Annotated in this window: 22 protein-coding genes; 18 read left to right on the top strand and 4 right to left on the bottom strand. The window is 38.5% G+C overall.

Translation table 11 applies throughout. The features are described 5' to 3' along the window. Positions 1-10: 10 nt before the first annotated feature. Positions 11-637, bottom strand: coding sequence for an MBL fold metallo-hydrolase (locus OMU_RS12570; protein ID WP_016180287.1), 627 nt, complete (start codon positions 635-637; stop codon positions 11-13). Between the two features lie 365 nt (positions 638-1,002). Here OMU_RS12570 and OMU_RS12565 point away from each other — a divergent pair, with 365 nt between their 5' ends. After that, on the top strand, positions 1,003-3,345 hold the full coding sequence (locus OMU_RS12565) for a helicase C-terminal domain-containing protein (RefSeq protein ID WP_016180286.1): 2,343 nt from the start codon (positions 1,003-1,005) through the stop codon (positions 3,343-3,345). Between the two features lie 243 nt (positions 3,346-3,588). On the opposite strand, the gene OMU_RS12560 is transcribed toward OMU_RS12565, so the two are convergent. Beyond that, the gene (locus OMU_RS12560; RefSeq protein ID WP_016180285.1) at positions 3,589-4,080 is read right to left on the bottom strand and encodes a YajQ family cyclic di-GMP-binding protein; all 492 of its coding nucleotides are present in this window, start codon (positions 4,078-4,080) and stop codon (positions 3,589-3,591) included. A 213-nt stretch (positions 4,081-4,293) separates the two neighbouring features. Between OMU_RS12560 and OMU_RS12555 the strand changes: the two genes are divergently transcribed. From OMU_RS12555 to OMU_RS12530, 6 genes are all read left to right on the top strand, one after another. After that, positions 4,294-5,193 (top strand): YitT family protein, encoded by a 900-nt coding sequence (locus tag OMU_RS12555; RefSeq protein WP_048721417.1) that lies wholly within the window; start codon positions 4,294-4,296, stop codon positions 5,191-5,193. Between the two features lie 96 nt (positions 5,194-5,289). After that, positions 5,290-5,631 (top strand): metal-sulfur cluster assembly factor, encoded by a 342-nt coding sequence (locus OMU_RS12550; protein ID WP_016180283.1) that lies wholly within the window; start codon positions 5,290-5,292, stop codon positions 5,629-5,631. A gap of 71 nt (positions 5,632-5,702) precedes the next feature. Then, complete coding sequence (locus OMU_RS12545) at positions 5,703-5,918, top strand: hypothetical protein (RefSeq protein WP_016180282.1); 216 nt, start codon at positions 5,703-5,705, stop codon at positions 5,916-5,918. A 108-nt stretch (positions 5,919-6,026) separates the two neighbouring features. Further along, complete coding sequence (locus OMU_RS12540) at positions 6,027-6,944, top strand: helix-turn-helix transcriptional regulator (RefSeq protein ID WP_016180281.1); 918 nt, start codon at positions 6,027-6,029, stop codon at positions 6,942-6,944. Further along, on the top strand, positions 6,944-7,243 hold the full coding sequence (locus OMU_RS12535; protein ID WP_016180280.1) for a YciI family protein: 300 nt from the start codon (positions 6,944-6,946) through the stop codon (positions 7,241-7,243). Before OMU_RS12540 ends, OMU_RS12535 begins: the two co-directional genes overlap by 1 nt. A gap of 15 nt (positions 7,244-7,258) precedes the next feature. Next, positions 7,259-7,561, top strand: a complete 303-nt coding sequence (locus tag OMU_RS12530) for a YciI family protein (protein WP_016180279.1) — start codon at positions 7,259-7,261, stop codon at positions 7,559-7,561. A gap of 40 nt (positions 7,562-7,601) precedes the next feature. Here the strand turns inward: OMU_RS12530 and OMU_RS12525 are convergent, their stop codons facing one another. Continuing rightward, positions 7,602-8,168 (bottom strand): hypothetical protein, encoded by a 567-nt coding sequence (locus OMU_RS12525; protein WP_016180278.1) that lies wholly within the window; start codon positions 8,166-8,168, stop codon positions 7,602-7,604. A 214-nt stretch (positions 8,169-8,382) separates the two neighbouring features. Here OMU_RS12525 and OMU_RS12520 point away from each other — a divergent pair, with 214 nt between their 5' ends. From OMU_RS12520 to OMU_RS12495, 6 genes are all read left to right on the top strand, one after another. Continuing rightward, on the top strand, positions 8,383-9,918 hold the full coding sequence (locus tag OMU_RS12520) for an ABC transporter permease/substrate-binding protein (RefSeq protein WP_016180277.1): 1,536 nt from the start codon (positions 8,383-8,385) through the stop codon (positions 9,916-9,918). Continuing rightward, complete coding sequence (locus OMU_RS12515; protein WP_016180276.1) at positions 9,919-10,875, top strand: ABC transporter ATP-binding protein; 957 nt, start codon at positions 9,919-9,921, stop codon at positions 10,873-10,875. It abuts the gene before it with no gap. A 73-nt stretch (positions 10,876-10,948) separates the two neighbouring features. Next, the gene (locus OMU_RS12510; protein ID WP_016180275.1) at positions 10,949-12,274 is read left to right on the top strand and encodes a dihydrolipoyl dehydrogenase family protein; all 1,326 of its coding nucleotides are present in this window, start codon (positions 10,949-10,951) and stop codon (positions 12,272-12,274) included. A gap of 74 nt (positions 12,275-12,348) precedes the next feature. After that, positions 12,349-13,035 (top strand): hypothetical protein, encoded by a 687-nt coding sequence (locus OMU_RS12505; protein ID WP_016180274.1) that lies wholly within the window; start codon positions 12,349-12,351, stop codon positions 13,033-13,035. Between the two features lie 4 nt (positions 13,036-13,039). Beyond that, on the top strand, positions 13,040-13,942 hold the full coding sequence (locus OMU_RS12500) for a sce7725 family protein (RefSeq protein WP_016180273.1): 903 nt from the start codon (positions 13,040-13,042) through the stop codon (positions 13,940-13,942). Continuing rightward, complete coding sequence (locus OMU_RS12495; protein WP_016180272.1) at positions 13,942-14,601, top strand: GNAT family N-acetyltransferase; 660 nt, start codon at positions 13,942-13,944, stop codon at positions 14,599-14,601. Before OMU_RS12500 ends, OMU_RS12495 begins: the two co-directional genes overlap by 1 nt. On the opposite strand, the gene OMU_RS12490 is transcribed toward OMU_RS12495, so the two are convergent. Continuing rightward, a complete protein-coding gene (locus tag OMU_RS12490; protein WP_016180271.1) occupies positions 14,581-15,123 on the bottom strand; it encodes a guanylate kinase in 543 nt (180 codons plus the stop codon). The two genes, OMU_RS12495 and OMU_RS12490, sit on opposite strands and share 21 nt — an antisense overlap. Positions 15,124-15,188: 65 nt before the next feature. Here OMU_RS12490 and pbp4 point away from each other — a divergent pair, with 65 nt between their 5' ends. The 5 genes from pbp4 (at position 15,189) to OMU_RS12465 (ending at position 20,795) form a co-directional block, all read left to right on the top strand. Further along, a complete protein-coding gene (gene pbp4 / locus OMU_RS12485; protein ID WP_016180270.1) occupies positions 15,189-17,216 on the top strand; it encodes a penicillin-binding protein PBP4(5) in 2,028 nt (675 codons plus the stop codon). A 55-nt stretch (positions 17,217-17,271) separates the two neighbouring features. Then, complete coding sequence (locus OMU_RS12480) at positions 17,272-17,454, top strand: hypothetical protein (RefSeq protein WP_016180269.1); 183 nt, start codon at positions 17,272-17,274, stop codon at positions 17,452-17,454. Between the two features lie 201 nt (positions 17,455-17,655). Beyond that, positions 17,656-18,693 (top strand): DUF1002 domain-containing protein, encoded by a 1,038-nt coding sequence (locus tag OMU_RS12475; protein ID WP_016180268.1) that lies wholly within the window; start codon positions 17,656-17,658, stop codon positions 18,691-18,693. A 221-nt stretch (positions 18,694-18,914) separates the two neighbouring features. Continuing rightward, a complete protein-coding gene (locus OMU_RS12470; RefSeq protein ID WP_016180267.1) occupies positions 18,915-19,763 on the top strand; it encodes a hypothetical protein in 849 nt (282 codons plus the stop codon). Beyond that, positions 19,764-20,795, top strand: coding sequence for a hypothetical protein (locus OMU_RS12465; RefSeq protein ID WP_016180266.1), 1,032 nt, complete (start codon positions 19,764-19,766; stop codon positions 20,793-20,795). The last annotated feature ends 20 nt before the right edge of the window (positions 20,796-20,815 follow it).

The raw sequence follows: 20,815 nt of genomic DNA, 5'->3' as shown, positions 1-20,815 counted from the left end.
AAAAAGTTGATTAGTTAAAGAAAGGATTCGTATCGATCTCATGACCGATCGTCGTTGCAGGCCCATGCCCTGGATAAGCTGGCAATTCCCGCGGAAGAGTGAAGAGATATGTTTTGATACTGTAGAGCAATTGCTGCATATCGCCGGTATAAAGATCCGTGCGTCCGATGCTTCCCTTGAACAGCGCGTCACCAACTACCACGAAATCATCAAAAATGAAGCTAACGCTGCCAATCGAATGTCCTGGTGTCGGTACAACCTGAAAAGTCATATCGCCAATTGTATACTCCTTCATTTCAAATTCGTATTCCGCTGGTTGAACGATCAGGTCGGGCATATTATCATGGCGCCCAAGTCCAGAAAGATTTAAGATTGGATCGCCTAGCCATTGTTGTTCCAGTGGACTCACATATACTGGTATCTCATAGTTATTTCGCAGCTGTTCAACCGCACCAATATGGTCATAATGCGTATGCGTCAAAAGAATAGCTTGCGGAGTTTTTCCAATGCGTTTGACTTCTTGAATCAAGCGATCCCCCTCTGAGCCAGGATCAACGATCAATAAATTGTGTTCGTTATGAATCAAGTAGCAATTTTCTTGCGCGATTCCAGTAACAAAACCTTCGATTTGAATCATTATTTTTATTTTCCCCCTGAAAACTAAAAGTATATTTCTTGATTCGATTCACTATTGCTGACTCAAAATGAGTGTCAATAAACTTAGAATCACGAATTCCTTCTTCATTATACCTTAAAAGTAAAAAAATTGCGGCTCCTCTGACCGATTTTGACATTTCAATCAGGTTTTTTGTGAATCATTTTAATGAGAGTGACGAGTATGGATTTAAATCAAGAGCTTCCAATATTCATTTCTATCCATATAAAGCGATTGATAAAAAAGAAGTATCAATAAAACTTGACGAGTGATTGAAAATCTTCTATGGTGAAACAGCAAAATGATTTTGAGAATCATTGAATAGAAACGAAGAATGAGGTAAGTGTATGGTAGTCAAAAAAATAGCGATTCGCGAACTCGTTGAATTTATCTTGCGTCGCGGTAGTATTGATGAAGGAAAAAACAGTAATCATACACCTCAAGAAGGCGCCCGAATTCATCGTCAATTGCAAAAAGAAGCGGGCGAAGGCTACCAAAAAGAGGTTTGGTTGAAAAAGCCACTTGAGATTGCTGAAACTGCCGTTCAAATCGAAGGACGAGCAGATGGTATCTATTTAGAAGATGATAAAATAATTATTGATGAAATTAAAACTTCGGAAACCCCCTTTGAAGAGCTTGAGACGGGAATTATCGATCTCTATTTCTATCAAGCGATGGTTTATGCCTATATTTATAGTGAGCAAGAAGAATTAACGGAAATCGGTACGCGTTTGACCTATTTTCAAACAACGGAAGAAAAGATCACGCGTCAGCTTCGGACCTTCAGCTTTGAAGAACTGACAGATTTTTTCAATGACTTGATTGAGCGATATGAGAACTGGCTAGTTTTTCAAATGCAATGGCGAGAAACACGTAATAACTCGTTAAAGTCACTAGCATTTCCATTCGATACCTATCGAGCAGGTCAAAGAGAGTTGGCCGCGGCTGTCTATAAAACGATTCATGCCCAGCAAAAACTGTATGTGGAAGCACCGACGGGAACTGGCAAAACCATGTCAACTCTTTTCCCGACATTCAAGGCGATGGGTGAAGAATTAGGCGAGCGGATTTTTTATCTAACCGCTAAAACTATTACCCGTCAGGTAGCAGAAGAAACAGTCACGAAAATCACGAAAAAAGACGCTCGTGTAAAAAGCGTCACATTGACGGCCAAGGACAAGATTTGTTTTTTAACAGAACGCAACTGTACACCAGAGCATTGCCCCTTCGCGAAGGGATATTATGATCGGGTCAACGACGGCCTTTGGGATATGTTAAACAATGATGATCAATATACACGTCCAGTCATTGAAAAATACGCCCGAAAGCATGAGCTGTGTCCTTTTGAATTGTCATTAGATATTAGTCGTTTTTGTGACTTGGTCATTGGTGATTATAATTATCTATTCGATCCAACGGTTTATTTGCGCCGTTTCTTTGAAGAAGAGAATAAAACAAATTTAGTGTTAGTTGATGAAGCTCATAATCTAGTCAATCGTTCAAAAGAAATGTACTCGGCTAGTATTTCTAGGGAAAATATCGCGCAGATGCAAAAAGACTTAGATAAATCCTTTAAAAAATTGAACAGAGCATTTACCAGAGTTGATAATGAGTTTGAACTAATCCATCAATCGCTAGAGGGCAAGGCCTATCACCATCAGCAGGCTGCTCCTGAAAGTTTGATCAATAGTTTGTTTAAATTACAAGAACAGATCAAGGAATGGCTGGCAGAAAACCCCGATCATCCAGCGCAGCAGAAAATGCTGCCAGTCTATTTTGAAATTATCCGTTTCACGCGGATGAGCGAATTCTACGACGATCACTATCAAACAACCGTTGAACATAAGAGCTATGATTTGATTGTAAAAGAGTATTGTATTGATCCTTCTTGGTTTTTAGAGCAAACAATGGAGAAGGTCGGTAGCAGTATCTTATTTTCTGCTAGTTTTTCACCTCTAGATTATTATCAAGAGGTTTTAGGCGGAGGTGAGGATAGTTTAACCTATCGTTTGCCAAGTCCTTTTCCAAATGAAAATCGTTTAGTCTTGGTAGATGCCAGTATCCAAACGACCTATCAAATGCGCACTCAAAGTATTCCCAAAATTGCCGCGTCTATAGAACGATTGGTAAAAACAAAAACAGGCAACTATCTTGTTTTCTTTCCATCCTTTCAATACTTAGACCAGGTGGCAGATTATTTCCACGACGTTTATCCAGAATATGCGATTCAGATTCAGGGTTCAAAGTTGAATGAGGCGGAAAGAGAGGATTTTTTGGCCGCATTTGTCGATCAGCCTGAGAGAACGCTGATTGGATTTTGCGTGTTAGGCGGGATTTTTTCAGAGGGAATTGACTTAGTTGGCGAACGTTTGATTGGAACCGTGGTAGTCGGTGTAGGACTGCCACAAGTCAACCATGAACAAGAATTGATCAAAGAATACTACGATGAGAAACGCAATCAAGGATTTAGCTATGCGTACCAGTTACCAGGTATGAACAAGGTTATTCAAGCTGCTGGTCGTGTGATTCGAACAATGGAAGATCAAGGAATCATTTTGTTACTCGATCAGCGTTATACCAATCCACACTATCAAAAGCTGTTGCCAGTTAGCTGGTCAGATCGAAAAATAGTATACGGAGCAACAGAGGTAGAACATGCGTCACGCGAATTTTGGCAAGAAAGGGAATAAATATTCTAGCGATAAATTTATTCTCTTCAATCTTGATCATTGATAAAAATATCGCAAACGAAATACCAAACAATTCCCTAACAACCAGCAATTAGCTTCAAATAAGGCAAAGGAGCTGTGACAAAAGACTTGTCACAGCTCCTTTTTCTGAATAAGCGGTATGTTGAGGTATGTTCCAGAAATAGTTTCTTTGAAAAATAAGTCGAAATTTCGTGAAGCTGCCCCCATCTGTCACAACCGTTTTTAACGGTAATTAATGAATTGTACGTCAATCGGTAGTTCGATATCTTTTACTAATGCAATGACCTGTTGCAGATCATCACGGCTTTTTCCAGTCACTCGCAGTCGGTCTTCTTGTATTTGTGCTTTTACTTTGATTTTGCTGTTTTTGATCGCTGTCGTGATTTTTTTAGCACTTTCTCTATCGATTCCATTTACTAATTCTGCTGCTTGGCGAGCATTTCCGCCTAACGCGTGTTCTGAAGCAGAAAACTGAATGTTCTTCAAAGGAACACCGCGTTTAATTAGTTTGCTGAAAAGTACGTCCTTGACTTGCTCCACTTTGTATTCGTCTTCAGCCTTTATGACTAACTGATTTCCTTCTAGCTTAATGTCAAAGAGACTACCTTTAAAATCAAAGCGATTCTTTAATTCTTTTAGCGCAATTTGCACACCGTTTTTGACTTCCTCTTTATTCAGTTCCGAAACAATATCAAAGCTTGCATCTTTAGCCATAGACATCCTCCTTGTTTGCTTTAGCTGCTTATTTTTCCTAAGGATTCGAATGCCGTGTATCCTACATTTGGACATTCCAATCCATTTCTTATAGTTTATCAAAAATTGCTAAGAAAGCCATAATTATTCTCCAATCTATTATGGAAAAAGATTGATTATTGATGAGAGAACCTGTTATTCTATTAGAGGTTTTAAATGAAAGGGGAATCATGGATGCAGAAGGTTATTAATTATACATCAAAGGATTTAACAAAAAAAATCCTTGTCATATTATTTACAGGTCTGACCGGTGCTGTTGGACTAAATTATTTCTTAATTCCAGCAAATGTTTTTTCTGCGGGTATGACTGGGATTGCCCAAATCGTAGAGCATTTGCTCTCAAATGTTGGTTTATCCATTGATACTGGGATTTTAATCTTTCTTCTAAATGTTCCAGTATTCATTTTAGGGTTTATTAAATTAGGAAAGTCAGCAATGATTTTAAGTTTCGCCAATGTGATTGCGATGTCGTTCTTTACGACGATTGTTCCTACTGGTCAAGTCACGGATAATGTATTGATGAATGCGATCACTGGTGGTGTATTGTTGGGAATCGGCGCTGGATTATCGTTAAAATTTGGTTTTACAACAGGCGGACTGGATATCGTTTCATTGCTTTTATCAAAAACGACTGGCCGAACTGTCGGAAATTATATGATGCTTTTAAATGGTGTCATCGTGGTTGTTGCAGGCTTCTTTTTCACCTGGGAAAGCGCCTTATATACGATCATTACGATTTTTACTATGAGTACGGTTGTCGATTATGTTCATACTAGTCACCAAAAAATGACTGCTTTTATTACAACAAGTAAAAGCGCTGACATGCGGGCGGCTTTAAATACTGAACTTCTACGAGGAATGACTGTCATTCAAGCACGTGGAGGGTTCAGTTCTAGTGAACGAGAAATGATTATGATTGTTTTTACCCGTTATGAATTATATGCATTGAAGCAGGTAGTTGCAGATGTTGACCCTCAGTCCTTCACTAATATCGTAGCTACAGATTCGGTTGTCGGGACTTTCTTAACACAAGATGAACAACTTCAATTGAAGAAGTCACAAAATAGTAAGTAACAATTCTTAAATGAGAATGAACAGGCTTCAATTCTCATTTACAAAAGCATCAAGATAGAGTAAAATACTTCTTGAAACTCGAAAGGAGTGGAGCAGGTGGAAGAGAACACACAAAAATGGACCGATGCAGAAATAGCTGAAATTAAAGAAACTATTTTGACTGCTTTAGAGTCAGTGATTGACCCTGAGTTAGGTATCGATATCGTTAACCTTGGCTTAATCTATGAAGTAGATTTCGAACAGACTGGGAATACTGTCATCAAGATGACTTTGACCACTATGGGCTGTCCGTTAGCAGATATCCTGACTGACAATATCCAATCAGCATTGGCTGAGATTCCTGAAGTTACCAATGTAGAAGTAAAACTTGTTTGGTACCCAGCGTGGACAACGGATAAAATGAGTCGTTACGCGCGAATTGCACTAGGCATCCGTTAATATATCTAGAAATTTGTCTCCTCTTTTCTTGAGAGGAGATTTTTTTTGCTATAATTGAACTAAGGAGGCGAATGCACTTGGAAGATTATGAATTGGCCGATTATTTGGCTGCGAAGAAGTCGCTAGCTTCAACACTGCATAAAATTGAGCAGGCAATCATTTCATTAGAGGAAAAGCAAACTGCAGGTAAAAATGTGAAAGCCCAAATTACGCTGTCAAAGGAACGAGTTAAAGCCTTAAAACTTTCCCTTGCACTGATTGAGCGCGAGATTATTCGATTGAAATAAAACAGAAAAAACATGATTGAAAGTGTTTTTTCTGTTTTTTTATTTTTAATATGACAGCTTATTGTCTCATTAGTATTAGTATAGTTTTAAGCGAAAGGAAGGAGCATTATGCAGATTGAACGATTAGTACGAATGATTTTTTACATCGTTAATCGAAAACAAGTTACTGCAAAAGAATTGGCGGATTACTTTGGTGTCTCTAGGCGAACGATTTATCGTGATATTACAACTCTGAGCTTGTCTGACATTCCTATTATTTCGAAAAAGGGCGCAGGAGGCGGTATTTCATTGATGGATGGATACAGCTTAAATGAATCGTTTTTGACGACCGAGGAACAATTCCAGATTTATCAAGGTCTACAGATTTTGCAAGCATCAAATTACCCTGAGGCGGATCAAGTGCTAACGAAAATCGGTGCACTTTTTAATCAGGCGCCAGCTGATGACTGGCTAGAAATTGATTTTAGTTATTGGGGAAGCAGTGAGGACGAGAAAATCACGATCTCTGAATTACGTCGAGCGATTACTCAAAAATATATTCTAGCCTTCGATTATTTCAATTCTGATTTGCAACGATCTGAAAGAAAAGTGGAACCGCTTCGTTTAAGCTTTAAGTCCCATGCTTGGTATATTATTGGCTATTGTCACGATAAACAGGATATACGAATTTTTCGATTGTCCCGGATGAAAAGGATACATGTTTTAGAACAAAATTTTGACCGAACACTACCTGAAGATTTTTCTTTAGCTCATTCTGACTGCAATACTGAATACGTATTTTTCAAGCTTCGATTTTTACCAGAAATGGCTTATCGTTTATTTGATGAGTTTCATGAAGATGAAGTGAAGCGATGTTCGGATGATAGCTATTTAGTGACGGTTAGGTATCCACTGAACGAATGGACGTATCATCGTTTACTTTCATTCGGACCTTATGTAGAGATACTTGAACCATTAAAAGCGCGAGAAGAAGTTAAAAAACGAGCATTGAAAATTGCTCAGCAATATAACAAGGAGGAGAACTAATGGAGGAATGGCTATATGTCATGTTGATTAAGAAAACCAAAGAATATCGCCGTTTAAATAAGGCAGGAGTTACTGAGCATATCGAAAACTTAAGAAAACTTGATGAAGAAGGCACAATCGAACTAGCTGGAGCGTTTAAGGGTTACCCAGGAATGGCTGGAATGTTTATTCTGAAGGCAAACAGCTATGAAGAAGCCGAAGCAATCTGTCAAAAAGAACCCTTAATTGTTAACGGTTATGCTACATACGAGCTCCACCGATTGCAGGCAGCCAATAAAGAAAATAACTATTTATTATAGAAAGGGGATAATGAAATGAAATCGGGAAAGATGTTATTTGTTCGGATTGACTTCAAAAATAGTGAGGACGCGGTCATTGAAAAGGTAGCGATAGATTCTGCAGCTTATTTAAAACAACTATCGAAGGGACGTTATCTAACTGCTGGAGTATTTGGCGATATGGCAACGGAGATAATCGATGGAGCCATGGTAGTGTTTGAAGCTGAAAATTTAGCAGAGGCGCAAGCCATTTCAGACGCGGACCCAGTCATTCAAAGCGGACTTTATCGCTATGAGCTAAAACAGTGGCATGTGATGATAGCTTCGGCAGAAAAGTAAGAAAAAAAGAAACGACCATCATATGTCGTTTCTTTTTACTTTAGAAGCTTCGAAAAAGTTTTAGAGCGGCCGTAGTTCTTATTTTAGTAGGATCATTTAATGACGAAAGTTCAGTCTGAACGTCTTTTTCCGAAGCTTCTTTTAATAAAAGCAGCCGATAAATCAAGCGCAGATCCTGTCGCCGAACTTTTGGAAGATGCTGCATCAAGACTTGGTTTAGATCTGCATTCATTTGATTGATTCCAATCAAGGGGTCTTTTTGAATAGTGTATTGTTTCAAATAACGATCAAGGTCCTGCATCGCTGCTTCAGCATTTTCAGGAACAAAACCATTTGCCCAGGAGGCGGTCACCAGAACAAAACTATCCGAATCAGACAAATTTTGTTTAAAGCTCGTAATTGTCGCATTCAGTACTTTTTCCTGTAATTCCTCAAAAATTTCTGGTTCATTTTGTTTGATTCGTAAAAAATAATTGGTGAAGCCATCGCTATTCAATAAATTCAAATCTATTGCTTTAAACCAATTATAATGGTGAGAATTCAGATAAGAATAAGTTTTTTCTTGGGTTGTACGCTGAATTTGTTTTAATTCATCAATTGATTTCATTTTTCTCCTTCTTTCTTTTTCAAATTATTCAGTTACAGTTATTAAACATCATTCCTTGTGCCAAATCTTAGGCATTCTCTCGTTTAATCAGAACTATTATTTCCTGAATAATTTCCAATCATTATTATACTACTTTTTGAGCGAGCCGATCTTTTTGTCTCCGTTTTTGATTAAGTTATAATGAGAACAAGTCATAAATTTGAAAGGATATTTTATGAATGAATTAATTAATACCTTTAGTGAAAGAAAAGACGATCTGCTATCGGCGATCTTTGAGCATTTAGCCATCTCTTTAAGCGCTCTGTTGATTGCCATAGTGATCGCGATTCCGTTGGCGATATTATTGAGTCAACGAAAAAAATTAGCCGAGGTCGTTTTACAAATTACTAGTATTTTACAGACAATTCCGTCATTGGCATTACTAGGGTTGCTGATTCCCTTCGTTGGAATTGGTACAGTTCCCGCCTTGATCGCCCTAGTAGTTTATGCATTATTGCCGATTTTTCAAAATACTTATATTGGATTGGCTGAGATTGATCCATCAATTGAAGAGGCGGCTGATGCTTTCGGAATGTCACACATGCGAAAATTGATGCGAGTTGAATTACCTATGGCGATGCCAGTCATTATTTCCGGAGTTCGGACTGCCTTGGTCTTAATCATCGGTACTGCAACATTGGCAGCCTTGATTGGAGCAGGCGGCCTTGGTACTTTCATTTTGCTGGGAATCGACCGTAACGATCCAAACTTGACGTTAATTGGGGCCATCAGCTCCGCTTTACTAGCCATCATTTTCAGTACCTTGATCCGTTTTCTACAAAATCGAAGCGGGAAAGTAACGCTGATCACTCTTGGAGTTATTTGTTTAAGCATTGGCGGAATCTTTTTCGCTCAAAACAACCCAATTGGCAGTGAGACAGTAACAATTGCCGGGAAATTAGGTTCTGAACCAGACATTTTAATCAATATGTATAAGGAAGTTATCAAGGATGAAGATTCCTCGATCAATGTGGAATTAAAGCCCAACTTCGGAAAAACCAGTTTCTTATTTAGCGCGGTGAAAAGTGATCAAATCGATATTTATCCTGAATTTACAGGTACCGTTTTAGAAAGCTTAGTCAAGGTTCCTAAAAGCACGCCGGATAATTTATCACCAGAAAAGACGTACAAAGAAGCAAACAAATTACTAGCTTCGCAATTTGATATGCGTTTATTAAAACCCATGGATTATGAAAACACGTATGCTTTAGCGATGAAGAAAAGTGAAGCAGAAAAACGTGGAATCACTAAAATTTCTCAATTGCAGGGACAACAAGATCAATTGAAAGCTGGCTTTACTTTGGAATTTATTGATCGTCAAGACGGTTATCGTGGAATTCAAGATAAATATGGCGTGAAATTAAGTTCGGTTCAAAGTATGGAACCTGCACTGCGTTATCAAGCAATCAATAATGGTGACGTCGATGTGATTGATGCATACTCAACGGATAGTGAGATCAAGCAATATGATCTGGTGACCTTAGAGGATGATCTTCATCTTTTCCCACCATACCAAGGTGCTGCATTGATGAAGAAGGAGTTTGCTGATAAACATCCCGACATTGTCAAAGCCTTGAATCGTTTGGCAGGCAAGATTACTGAAGATCAAATGATCGAAATGAACTATCTAGTGAATGTGAAAAAGGAACAGCCGGCTAAAGTTGCCCATGACTTCTTGGTGAAAGAAAAAATCATTGGGGAGGAGAAATAAATGGAATCAATTATTGAATTTAAAGATGTAAGCAAGGAGTTCGAAGGCAATGTTGTCTTAAAGGATTTGAACTTCCAAGTGAAAAAAGGAGAAATTTTTGTCTTAGTTGGTCCTTCAGGAAGTGGAAAAACGACTTCGCTAAAAATGATCAATGGTTTGATTGAACCGACCGACGGGAATCTCTACTTTAAAGAAAAACGAATCAAAGATTACAATATTCAGAAGCTACGCTGGCAGATTGGCTATGTTTTACAGCAGATCGCTTTATTTCCTACCATGAGCGTTAAGGAAAACATTGAAGTCATTCCTGACATGCTCGGCTGGGATAAGGAACGACGCAATAAACGTGTTGACCAACTATTGAGGGAGGTCGATATGGATCCTGATCAATTTAGAGATCGGATGCCAAGCGAGCTCTCAGGCGGTCAACAACAGCGGATCGGAATCATTCGTGCGCTGGCATCAGAGCCGGACATTGTCTTAATGGATGAACCGTTTAGCGCACTTGATCCAATTTCACGCGCAAGTCTTCAAGACCTTGTATTAGAATTGCATCAAAAGTTAGGTAATACCGTAATCTTCGTGACTCATAATATGAAGGAAGCAATGAAGATCGGCAGTCGAATCGCGGTCATGCACGAAGGAAAATTAATTCAGTGTGATACACCTGAAGAGATTCAAAAACATCCAGCCAATCAATTTGTGGAAGAATTCTTTGATGAAACGACGGATGAAGTGTATACACACACATTAGAAGTCTTATATAATGGTGGCTTTTATCAAAAATCAGAAACAGCAGCCTCTGAGTTATTAGCATTATCTATTAATACCAGCTTGAGCGAAGTCTTTGATCTATTAGCCGAGCATGATGCTTTTGCAATGAAGCAAAATGGCAAAATAATTGGCATCATTAATCGGAGCGATGTGTTCCGTTATTTAAGTCAAGAAGCCGGCTAATAATATATTACGGCACCTTTTAAGTTTGAGTGAAACAAAATGGTATGCGGCATGAGAATATGGAGGACTAACAATGGAAAAATATGATGTGATTGTAATTGGCAGCGGTCCTGCTGGAAATTCCGCTGCTTACGGTTTCAAGGAGCAGGGAAGAAAAGTAGCAATTATTGAATCGGATCTATGGGGCGGTACTTGCCCTAATCGTGGTTGTGACCCTAAAAAAATGCTGATGAGCGGAGTAGAGGCGCAAAAACGAATCGAGACAATGGTTGGCAAAGGCTTTGAACAAACACCTAAAATCATTTGGGAAGATTTGATGTCCTTTAAGCGAAGCTATACAGACAGTGTTCCGCAAAATACTAAAGATGGCATAGATGCAGCTGAAATTGATCGTTATACAGGTCAGGCCAGTTTTATTGATGCTCATCAAATCATCGTTAATGATAAAATTTTAGCATCTGATCAATTTTTGATTGCAACAGGCCAACGGCCATCCGTGTTGCCGATTGATGGACAGGACTTGCTGCAAAGCAGTACGGATTTTTTAGCTTTAGAACACTTACCTGAAAAAATTGCTTTTATCGGTGCAGGGTATATTGCTTTCGAATTGGCCGTGATTGCTAGTGCTGCTGGATCAGAGGTTCATATTATTCATCACAATGATCGTCCATTGAAAGAATTTGATCAAGAACTGGTGACAGCTTTAGTAGAGCATATGAAATCAGAGGGCGTTCATTTTCACTTTAATGTAAATACAAAAGCAATTGAATTGAATCACCCGCAATATCGTATCACGGGTGAAGATTTTGAACTGATCACTGACAGAGTTTTCGGTGCCACTGGTCGAATACCAAACATGGAGGCTTTGAATTTAGAAAAAGCCGGTGTTACTTATGATAAAAAAGGAATAAAAGTTGATGATCATTTACGTACCACACAAAAAAATATTTTTGCTTGCGGAGATGTTGTAGCGAAGAGTCAACCAAAGCTGACTCCTGTAGCAAGTTTTGAAGCAGGTTATGTTGTCAAAGCTATGGCGGACTCCGCTGAAGCGATCAAATATCCATTGATTCCGACGATCGTTTTTGGAGATCAACGTCTTGCAAGATTAGGGATAAGCGAAAGAGAGCTTACTGCTCATCCGGAAAAATACCATTCACAAACAATGGATTTGTCCAGCTGGTACACTTATCAGCGAATCAACGATCAAGGGGCAAAAATCAAGTTTGTCTATGATGAAGAAGATAAAATCGCTGCTATAACTTGTTTAAGTCAATTAGCAGATGAAGTCATCAATTATCTCTTGATCGCTTTAACAAAGAAAATGACACATGAAGAAATTGAAAAATTTATCTTCGCCTATCCAAGTCCAGCTAGTGATCTTTCATATTTTATTTAAAACAGAGGGCAACCTCTGTTTTTTTTAGTACAATTATGCTAAAGTTTACGAAAATACGTTCCCATGGTGAGAAGATGAAAACAACATTAACACAAGAAATCGAGAAGGCACTTTATTATTATTGTATTGAACTTGGTGGCATCGTCGTTGAAGAAGTCACAATGCCGGATGATCAAGGAATTGTCGATACACTAGCTTGTTTTTTTAAACCAAATACTACAGAGTGGCGTTGCTATGAGCTTAAGGTGACAAGAGCTGATTTTTATTCAAAGGCAAAACTTTCTTTTGTTGGGCATTACAATTATTTTGTTTTAACGGAAGAATTGTATTTGAAGGTACTAGAGGACATTCCAAGTGAGATTGGAGTCTTAGTTTACCGACCATACACACAGGCGGATGAACTTCCTGCTGATGGCACGTTCTTTGTTGCAAAGAAACCAGTAAAAAGAGCCTTGCAAGTTGAAGAAACGGCTCTTACTCAACGGTTCATGGCTTCGCTGTTTCGCGAGGTCCAAAAAGCGAAGCGCATGTCATATGGCACAAGCTTTTTTTCGACAGAACAGCTTTATAAAGAGTTGCGGCGACGCTTGGATGAAAAGGATAGCCTACAGGAAAATAATTACTATCAGCGCTTCATTGAAGATGTGCAAGCAGCTCGCATCGAAAGTTTAGAAGAAGAATTACGGGCATTAGAGCAAGATTATGAGTTTTTACGTCAGCAAAGACAGGTTCGGCGTCGTCCGACTGAACCATTGGAGTGAGCCTATGTATTATCCCTATTTACGTGGCAAGCAATTTGACCTACTTGCGGTTAATACTTTAATTAAAGAAGTACGCTGGTCGAAAAAAATTCGGCCGATTATCGAACCTGTTCGTGATTCACCTACATTAAAAAAGACGATTGAATTGTTTGATCAAAAGAAGTTTGTTTGCTATTTAATCACAAATCCTCAAGTAGGCACAGCCAAGCTTTTTACTGAAAAACGTTTTGAATGGAAAGTGAGTACGGATTCCAGCGTAAAAATGGCGGAAATCGTGGCAAAAGAAGCTCCTTTCGAGGCTGAACTTTATATATTTAACGCACATTCTTCGCGTAAAGTGAAAGATTTAGCCATCCCAAACAGTGCACTGACAGTCATCCCAGATCAGGGAAGATTCAGAGTTTTAGATGTACCTAATAAAATTTTGCTTAGAGAAGCTTTTCAAGCGAAAAAAAATGTTGCTAATTATGCTGAAAAGATAGATGATTTTTATAGCGATGAGCATCTTTATTTAGCACCTGATTCAAAGGGATTTAGCGATTACACAATTGAAGACAGTCATTATTTTGATAAAGGTGGTCCAAGTCGCGCGATTGCCATTCATATTAGCTATTTTGATGCGTACTTTAATCTTAGAGTGAAACATTTTGTATCTGATAGTAATGAATCCGCGCAGGATCAAAGTGGGAAATTTTTCGAAGCATTAGAAAAATTGTCTGAATGGTATTTTCGTAATCAGGATCAGCTATTACTGACTCTTGGTTTAAAAGAATTACTACACTACCAAGAAACACGAAAATTTCCCGGATTGGGGACAATCAAGAAATGGTCATTGGCACATCATTTGGAGTTGGTTGGAGCCTTTTTAGAGCATGGGGATCATTGGCAGAGAGGATGGAAAAAATAATGGGATATGAAGATGAAGATTTTATTGTCAGACAAGCCAAACAAACGGGGGAAATCTTAGGAGGCATTCTGGGTAAAAAAGATGCGGAAACGATCTTAACCTTTGGCAATGAAGCAAAAACTAGCGATCTGAAGGAACAGGATTTTGATTTTCGGTTGAGCACCTATGAGGATATTCCAGAGATTGGTACCATTATCAATCAGGCTAAACAATATTTGAAGGATCAAGGATCACCCCAGTGGCAAAATGGTCACGAGCCTCACGAAGGGGTGATTCGCGAAGATATACGAAAAAAAGCCAGCTATGTGCTGACTCTTAAAGGTGAGATCGTCGGAACGGTTGCGCTGATTGCTGAAAAAGATCCTGTCTATGAAGCAATTGATGGGACATGGCAGAGTAATGGACCTTATGTAGCATTACATCATGTCGCAGTCAGTCAAAATTATCGTGGACTGGGATTAGGGGAAAAATTGCTAAATTTAGCCATTCAGCAGGCTTTGCTTTTAGGCTTTGAAGACATTCGGATCGATACCTATCCCGCTAATCAGCCAATGTTGCATTTGATCAAAAAATTAGGGTTTGTTTATTGTGGAATGATCTGTTTCCCATTTGAGCACGGAGAACGCAAAGCATTTCAATTAATCCAGAGCTTGACGTAATTGAAGCAGCATTTCCTCTAGTGTAGCTTCACCATTGATGACAATCAGATTGGGAAATTTTTTTAATCGTTCAAGACTTTCTACATCCTCTTGAAAAATTGCTAAACGGCGCTCTAATTCTTTAGGTGTTGCTCTTTTTTCAAGACGGGCGATCATTGTTTCCTGCGAAATATTGATCCAAATAGGAACCATTTGATCACCAAAAATCCGATGTAGATTGATAAAACCGGTTGTGGTTATCGGATCATAGCAATTACCGGCAGTTAGGGCTTCTCGCAAAGTTGATTTAGCAATGCCGTAAAATTCTTCATCATAAACATCATATTCCGCAAATTGGTCATCGTTGACCATTTGCTTGAATTTCTTTTTTGATACAAAATAGTAGTCACGACCATGTTCCTCACCTTCACGTGGGGGGCGCGTCGTATACGAAATAACTTTTTGTTCAGGAGCGAAGGCTTTTTCAGCCAAGCTGGTTTTTCCTGAACCACTTGGTCCGATGAATAGGTAACAATGATTCATAATTAACACGTCCTTTTTTATAGTATAAAGAAACTGGACGAAAGAAGCTAGGGAGGGAATCCTGTATGGAGAGAAGTACACGTACAAAAAAACAAACTAATAAACAACTGCCAATTATTATTGTTGGAATTATAATTTTTCTGGTGGCTGGTTTCTTTGGTGTTCGCGCTTATCAAGCGAGTCAAGTAAAAAAACAAGGAGAGGCAACCGTCAAGGCCTTTGTTAAAAGCTTGCAAAAAGAGAACTATCAAGATATCACCAAAAATCTAAATGCTGATTCAGTGAAGGCGAGCGGCTATTCAAAAAAACAAGTAGCCGAAAAGTATCAATCAATCTTCTCTGGTATCAGTGCGTCGAATATCAAAATGACTGATTTGACGGTAGATAAGAAAGACGGCACCTATCGATTTAGCTACAAGTTATCAGTGAATACGGGCTTTGGGAAAATAAGTAACCAAAAATACTCTGGCACATTAACAGATGCTGGAAAAGAGATTAATTGGAAACCGAATTTGATTTTTCCTGGAATGTCTGGAAAGGATAAGGTCAACTACGCGGTTGATCCAGCGACTCGCGGGGAGATTTTAGATCGTAGCGGTCAAGGTATTGCCACGAATGGAACAGTTTACCAATCGGGAATCGTTCCCAAAAATCTTGGCTCTGGAGAAGAACGGACGGCTAAAATCGAGGCGATTGCTAAAAGTTTAGATATTACTGCTAAAGATGTGGATTCCGCTTTAGCACAGGGATGGGTCCAAGATGATTTCTTTGTACCATTAAAAACTACCGCAGATGCACCGAAGGAAACACCAGAAGGGTTAGAAGTCAAAGAAGTAACTGGTCGTACGTATCCTCTAAAAGAAGCAGCAGCACAACTAATTGGATATGTAGGCAAAGTGACTGCCGAGGATATGAAGAAAAACAGTGAACTTGCTAGCGATAGCTTGATTGGTCGTAGCGGATTAGAAATGGCTCTGGATAAGCAGCTACGAGGTAAAGATGGCGGATCACTAGCTATTACTGATAGTAAAGGAAATGAGAAAAAGGTCTTGCAGAAGATCGACAAAAAAGATGGTGAAAATGTCAAATTAACAATTGACAGTCGCGCTCAGCAAATCGCTTATAACAGTTTGAACGGACAAGCTGGTTCAAGTGTGGTGATGGCTCCAAAAACTGGTGAGCTATTAGTGGCAGCAAGTTCACCAAGTTTTGATCCAAATAAAATGACGAATGGTATTAGTCAGTCTGAGTACGAAGCTTATAGCAATGATAAAAATCAGCCCTTTATGAGTCGTTTCGCAAATGGGTATGCGCCAGGCTCAACCTTTAAAACGATTACTGCTGCGATTGGCTTGGATGCCGGTACACTGAATCCGAACGAGGAGCTGGCAATTAACGGTTTGAAATGGCAAAAGGATAGCTCTTGGGGTTCCTATCAGGTGACGCGTGTCTCAGATGTTAGTCCAGTTAACTTAAGGACTGCATTAGTCTATTCTGACAATATTTATATGGCGCAAGAGACATTGAAAATGGGTGAAAAAACTTTCCGAGATGGATTAAACAAATTTATTTTTGGTAAGGAACTGGATCTACCGATTGCAATGAATAAAGCACAAATTTCTAGCAAGGACAGTTTTGACTCAGAAATCTTATTAGCGGATACCGGCTATGGACAAGGACAATTATTACTTAATCCAATCCAGCAAATCACTGCCTATTCCGTCTTTCCTAATAAAGGAACGATGGTTTATCCTAAGTTGATTGCTGACAAAGAGACAAAGAATGAAAAAGAAGTTATTAAAGCCAGCTCAGCTGAAACGATTACTGCTGATATGCAGGCGGTGGTCAGTGATGAAAATGGAACGGCCCACAGCCTGGCTGAGCTAAATATTCCTTTAGCTGCAAAAACAGGCACCGCAGAAATCAAACAAAAGCAAGATGAAAAGGGACAAGAAAATAGTTTCTTATATGCTTTTGATTCCGAGAAACAGAATTACTCAGTGGTTGAGTTCCTTGAGAATAAGCCTGAAGGAACCTCCGCAACAGATCTATCCAAAGAGTTATTGACCTATTTAAGTCAAACATATCAATAAAATACTTGTCTGAAAAGCCGTAGATTGGTAAGATAACCAAGAAGGACGGTGTCTTATGAACAAGCGACAACGAAAAAAGCAAGCATACAAACAATACATTCGAGCAATTTTTGAAGGTTACGAGACGATGTTGGAGGATAACAGCATCAAAGAACTACATTTTAGCTACCTAAAGGAAGTAACTTACTTGGAACGTGATGATCAAGGTAAGATCCATTTTACGACGAAAGAAAAGTAATTCTCAAAAACTTCTCAACAGCTTTTGTTGGGAAGTTTTTTCTATATCATGGAAAATCCACGTTTACCTCCAACTTAAGACTGATAAAAAGCTTAAGAGATTCTTAGTTTGGTAAATTATTATTTAAACAAAAGGGTTCTGAGTTAGTAAACAGAAGTAAATCAGCTAAAATAAAACTATCAAGAAACAGGAGGCATTGTTATGAAATTTCATAAATATATTTTATTAGCAGGTATAGGACTCTCGATAGGTGCTGGATTGATCGGCAGTTCTAAAGTCCACGCGGAGGCTAATGATGGAGCAATTAATGAGCGGTGGGGAAAACCAACATTTGTTGCCGGGGCAGGCTTGAATCAGCAACAATTAAACGAAACGATGGATAAATTGGGAATCAATCAAGACAGCGTAAAGATGGAAAAAGCAACTGGCGCTGATTTAGTAAAATATTTAGGCTATGGCAGCGGTGATGATAGTGTCATGTTGAGTTCAGTGGTTGTGAATCGAGAAGATCAGGGAAAAGGGATCAATGTCAACATCTTAACTCCGCAAAATATTACGCAAATTACCGCAGATCAATATAAAAATCCTTTAGTTACAGCGGGTATTACTGATGCGACAGTTAAAGTTGCTAGTGTGGTAAAAGTGACAGGGGAAAGTGCTTTGACAGGTGTGTATAAAGCGTTTGAGTCAAATGGCGAGACTGTTGATCCTGAAAGAGCTCAATTAGCACAGACCGAATTAGACACAACTTCTGATGTTTCACAATCGGTTGTCAATAAAGCCAATGAGCAAAGTCAAAATCAAAACCTGTCGGACAGCGAAAAAGAAAAGGCTGATGAAGCCTATAAGGCACAATTGAACCAGACGTTAGTAGATATTAAAAAGGAATTGGCTGAGCTTAAGGAAAAACAAAATGAGTTGGCGACGAAAGAAGATGTTGAAAAAATTGTCAATGATGCATTGGAAAAAAATAATCTTTCCCAATATGTAACGAAAGATGATGTCAACAAATTAGTAGCTCTTGCACAACAGTATCAAACAACTGACGGCGTATTAGACAAGGAATCCATTCAACAACTAGATAAAATTAGCGATGATTTTAAAGGAACGGTCAATAAAGTCTCTGATCAACTAGGAAAGTTTGGTGATTCACTCAAAGGTACATTGGAAGATAATCAAGGATTTTTTGCAAATTTATGGCAGCAAATTAAAGATTTCTTCAGCGGATTAACAAATTAATTAAAAAGATTGTGTCATTTTTTAAGTCTGACACAATCTTTTTTTTTACGTACGTCAACAGTTTATGCTTATCATTATCTCTCGGCTAGGGTAAAATAGAGGAGTGGTTTCTGATTCTAAAGGAAATATTTAGATATTTTCTCTCACAATGAATAGTATCAATAATAATTATGGTAATATTTATTATATAGTTAAGTATTAAAAATGAAGGAGGGTCTTAGATGGAGACTCCAGAGAAACAGGAAGAACTTCAAACTGAAACATCATTTGATTCAGTGAAGGAATCTGCTTCCGATGTGTTAGGTGGGTTGATGGGGCAGATCAAACGGTTGGAAGAAGCTATGAAAGAAGAACGTATGGGCGATGTTTACCAGATCTATTGGAATGAATTGCCAGCTTCAATTCAACAATCCAGTAACGCAAATCATGAAATCGATAATTTTTTGACAAGCAAATTGGATCAAGAAATTCAGAGGACGTTCCCATTTATGATCATGCGAGATGTCGTCTCACCGATTTTGATAAATTATCAGATTGGCAGCTACTATCGAGACCGGTCGGTGCTGCAAGTCGATGCTACACAACCAACTATTAAAATATTGCCTGAGATTCGTGAACAATGGGAAAAGGTCATGAATGGTGAATATAAAGAACAACTATTGCAACTTCAAAACCAGCAGGATGATTTTGATGCAAAAACAATTGCCGCTCAATCAGAGCTTCGTGAGATAAATGGCAAGATTGCACATCAGGAAAAACTCAAGGCTGAGCTTGAAGAAACGAAAAGCTTTATGAATCGCAAAAAAATCGAAGAAGAAATCGAAGTAATCGATGACAAGCTAAAGGAACTAAAAAGACAGCGAAGCGAATGGACTCCTTTTGTTGGCGATCAGCTATCTGGAGAGTCACAAAAGATTGCGTTAGAGAACAAAATTGCCAGAATCGAGCTAGAACAAGCAATTGCATTGAAAGAGCTGCGCTTGATTAAAAAAAGGTTCGGCGGTTTGGAAGAAATGGATGCCGCACTTGAAATTTTTATCAAGGATTTCTTAAACAGGGGGGCAGAATAAATGACTGAAGAAAAAAATAAAATCAATCAGATTTACGATGCACTGGTCGAGTCTGAAGAACCAGGCTTGAATATTCGCGAGAAAGAAATTCTTCACCCCGATGATGAGCCGACCGAGGAATCCGTTGAAACCTTTAAGGCAACGCCTCAAAACAAACCTGTTAGTGATTCTTCCCTAAATTATTATGATAATCGCAGTGAAAACTATCAGGATTTACTTCGCTTAATCGATGATGCAGAAAAAGAAATTGCTGATTTAAAATTCCGAAAGGTGTTAATGGAATCAGATTTTCCGACATTGTTGGATTACTTCCGTAAAATCTATTTGAAGGAAGAGTTTTCGATTTCGGCGATCGCAAAGGGCGCTTTATTGGAATACATTACCTTTGAGTTGATTAAGCCATTAGAAAATTATGGACTTTACCTTTCAACAAATGATTTTTCAACTTGGGAAAGCAAGCATTTCAATCTTTCGTATCGCTTAACTAATGAGAATGTTATCAACTTTAGTTTCATGATGCCGACCTCTGACGGTAAATTCCGCAATGAAAAGATCAAACTAATGCAAGTTTATCCAGAAACGATGAAAGTCACTGTTTTAGATGAAGCTGTTTTGACGTTATTAAGAGATTGCTATAACAAGCATATTTACACTAGCGGACAAAATTCAATGTTCAGTCGTGAAATGAATGATGTCATGGCACATATGAAAGAGCTAGGATTCGAATTTGATGACAATCTTTTAGATAATAGCAAGCCACTAGATCTGACAGTAGATCTTCATCATAAGACACCAGTTGATGTGCTGGACAGAATCTTTATCACGACTATGAATAACGAAAACTATGACTTCAAAAAAATTGATGAAAATAGTTACCTGATCGCGTTAGACGGCAATCAGACGGTGACAATCGAACAGAATTTACAGGATGAGTCAAGTAGTTTGAAGCTAAATACCGATCGTAAAAATAAATCGTTGATCGAATTTTTTGGCAGTTATCCATTCTTAGTACCATTGACTATTATTGAATAATGAAACAACACGTGTTGCTC

The organism is Enterococcus avium ATCC 14025 (assembly GCF_000406965.1).
Classification (GTDB): Bacteria; Bacillota; Bacilli; order Lactobacillales; family Enterococcaceae; genus Enterococcus_A; species Enterococcus_A avium.
This window is presented reverse-complemented; position numbering and strand designations above follow the sequence as displayed.

Bases quoted from the DNA above. Each gene is read 5' to 3' on its own strand.
- OMU_RS12525 (WP_016180278.1), bottom strand. From the start codon at position 8,168: ATGAAATCAATTGATGAATTAAAACAAATTCAGCGTACAACCCAAGAA.
- OMU_RS12505 (WP_016180274.1), top strand. From the start codon at position 12,349: ATGAAAACAACATTAACACAAGAAATCGAGAAGGCACTTTATTATTAT.
- OMU_RS12555 (WP_048721417.1), top strand. From the start codon at position 4,294: ATGCAGAAGGTTATTAATTATACATCAAAGGATTTAACAAAAAAAATC.
- OMU_RS12495 (WP_016180272.1), top strand. From the start codon at position 13,942: ATGGGATATGAAGATGAAGATTTTATTGTCAGACAAGCCAAACAAACG.
- OMU_RS12465 (WP_016180266.1), top strand. From the start codon at position 19,764: ATGACTGAAGAAAAAAATAAAATCAATCAGATTTACGATGCACTGGTC.
- OMU_RS12540 (WP_016180281.1), top strand. From the start codon at position 6,027: ATGCAGATTGAACGATTAGTACGAATGATTTTTTACATCGTTAATCGA.
- OMU_RS12535 (WP_016180280.1), top strand. From the start codon at position 6,944: ATGGAGGAATGGCTATATGTCATGTTGATTAAGAAAACCAAAGAATAT.
- OMU_RS12500 (WP_016180273.1), top strand. From the start codon at position 13,040: ATGTATTATCCCTATTTACGTGGCAAGCAATTTGACCTACTTGCGGTT.
- OMU_RS12530 (WP_016180279.1), top strand. From the start codon at position 7,259: ATGAAATCGGGAAAGATGTTATTTGTTCGGATTGACTTCAAAAATAGT.
- OMU_RS12560 (WP_016180285.1), bottom strand. From the start codon at position 4,080: ATGGCTAAAGATGCAAGCTTTGATATTGTTTCGGAACTGAATAAAGAG.
- OMU_RS12570 (WP_016180287.1), bottom strand. From the start codon at position 637: ATGATTCAAATCGAAGGTTTTGTTACTGGAATCGCGCAAGAAAATTGC.
- OMU_RS12490 (WP_016180271.1), bottom strand. From the start codon at position 15,123: ATGAATCATTGTTACCTATTCATCGGACCAAGTGGTTCAGGAAAAACC.
- OMU_RS12510 (WP_016180275.1), top strand. From the start codon at position 10,949: ATGGAAAAATATGATGTGATTGTAATTGGCAGCGGTCCTGCTGGAAAT.
- OMU_RS12470 (WP_016180267.1), top strand. From the start codon at position 18,915: ATGGAGACTCCAGAGAAACAGGAAGAACTTCAAACTGAAACATCATTT.
- OMU_RS12545 (WP_016180282.1), top strand. From the start codon at position 5,703: ATGCACTTGGAAGATTATGAATTGGCCGATTATTTGGCTGCGAAGAAG.
- pbp4 (WP_016180270.1), top strand. From the start codon at position 15,189: ATGGAGAGAAGTACACGTACAAAAAAACAAACTAATAAACAACTGCCA.
- OMU_RS12520 (WP_016180277.1), top strand. From the start codon at position 8,383: ATGAATGAATTAATTAATACCTTTAGTGAAAGAAAAGACGATCTGCTA.
- OMU_RS12565 (WP_016180286.1), top strand. From the start codon at position 1,003: ATGGTAGTCAAAAAAATAGCGATTCGCGAACTCGTTGAATTTATCTTG.
- OMU_RS12475 (WP_016180268.1), top strand. From the start codon at position 17,656: ATGAAATTTCATAAATATATTTTATTAGCAGGTATAGGACTCTCGATA.
- OMU_RS12515 (WP_016180276.1), top strand. From the start codon at position 9,919: ATGGAATCAATTATTGAATTTAAAGATGTAAGCAAGGAGTTCGAAGGC.
- OMU_RS12480 (WP_016180269.1), top strand. From the start codon at position 17,272: ATGAACAAGCGACAACGAAAAAAGCAAGCATACAAACAATACATTCGA.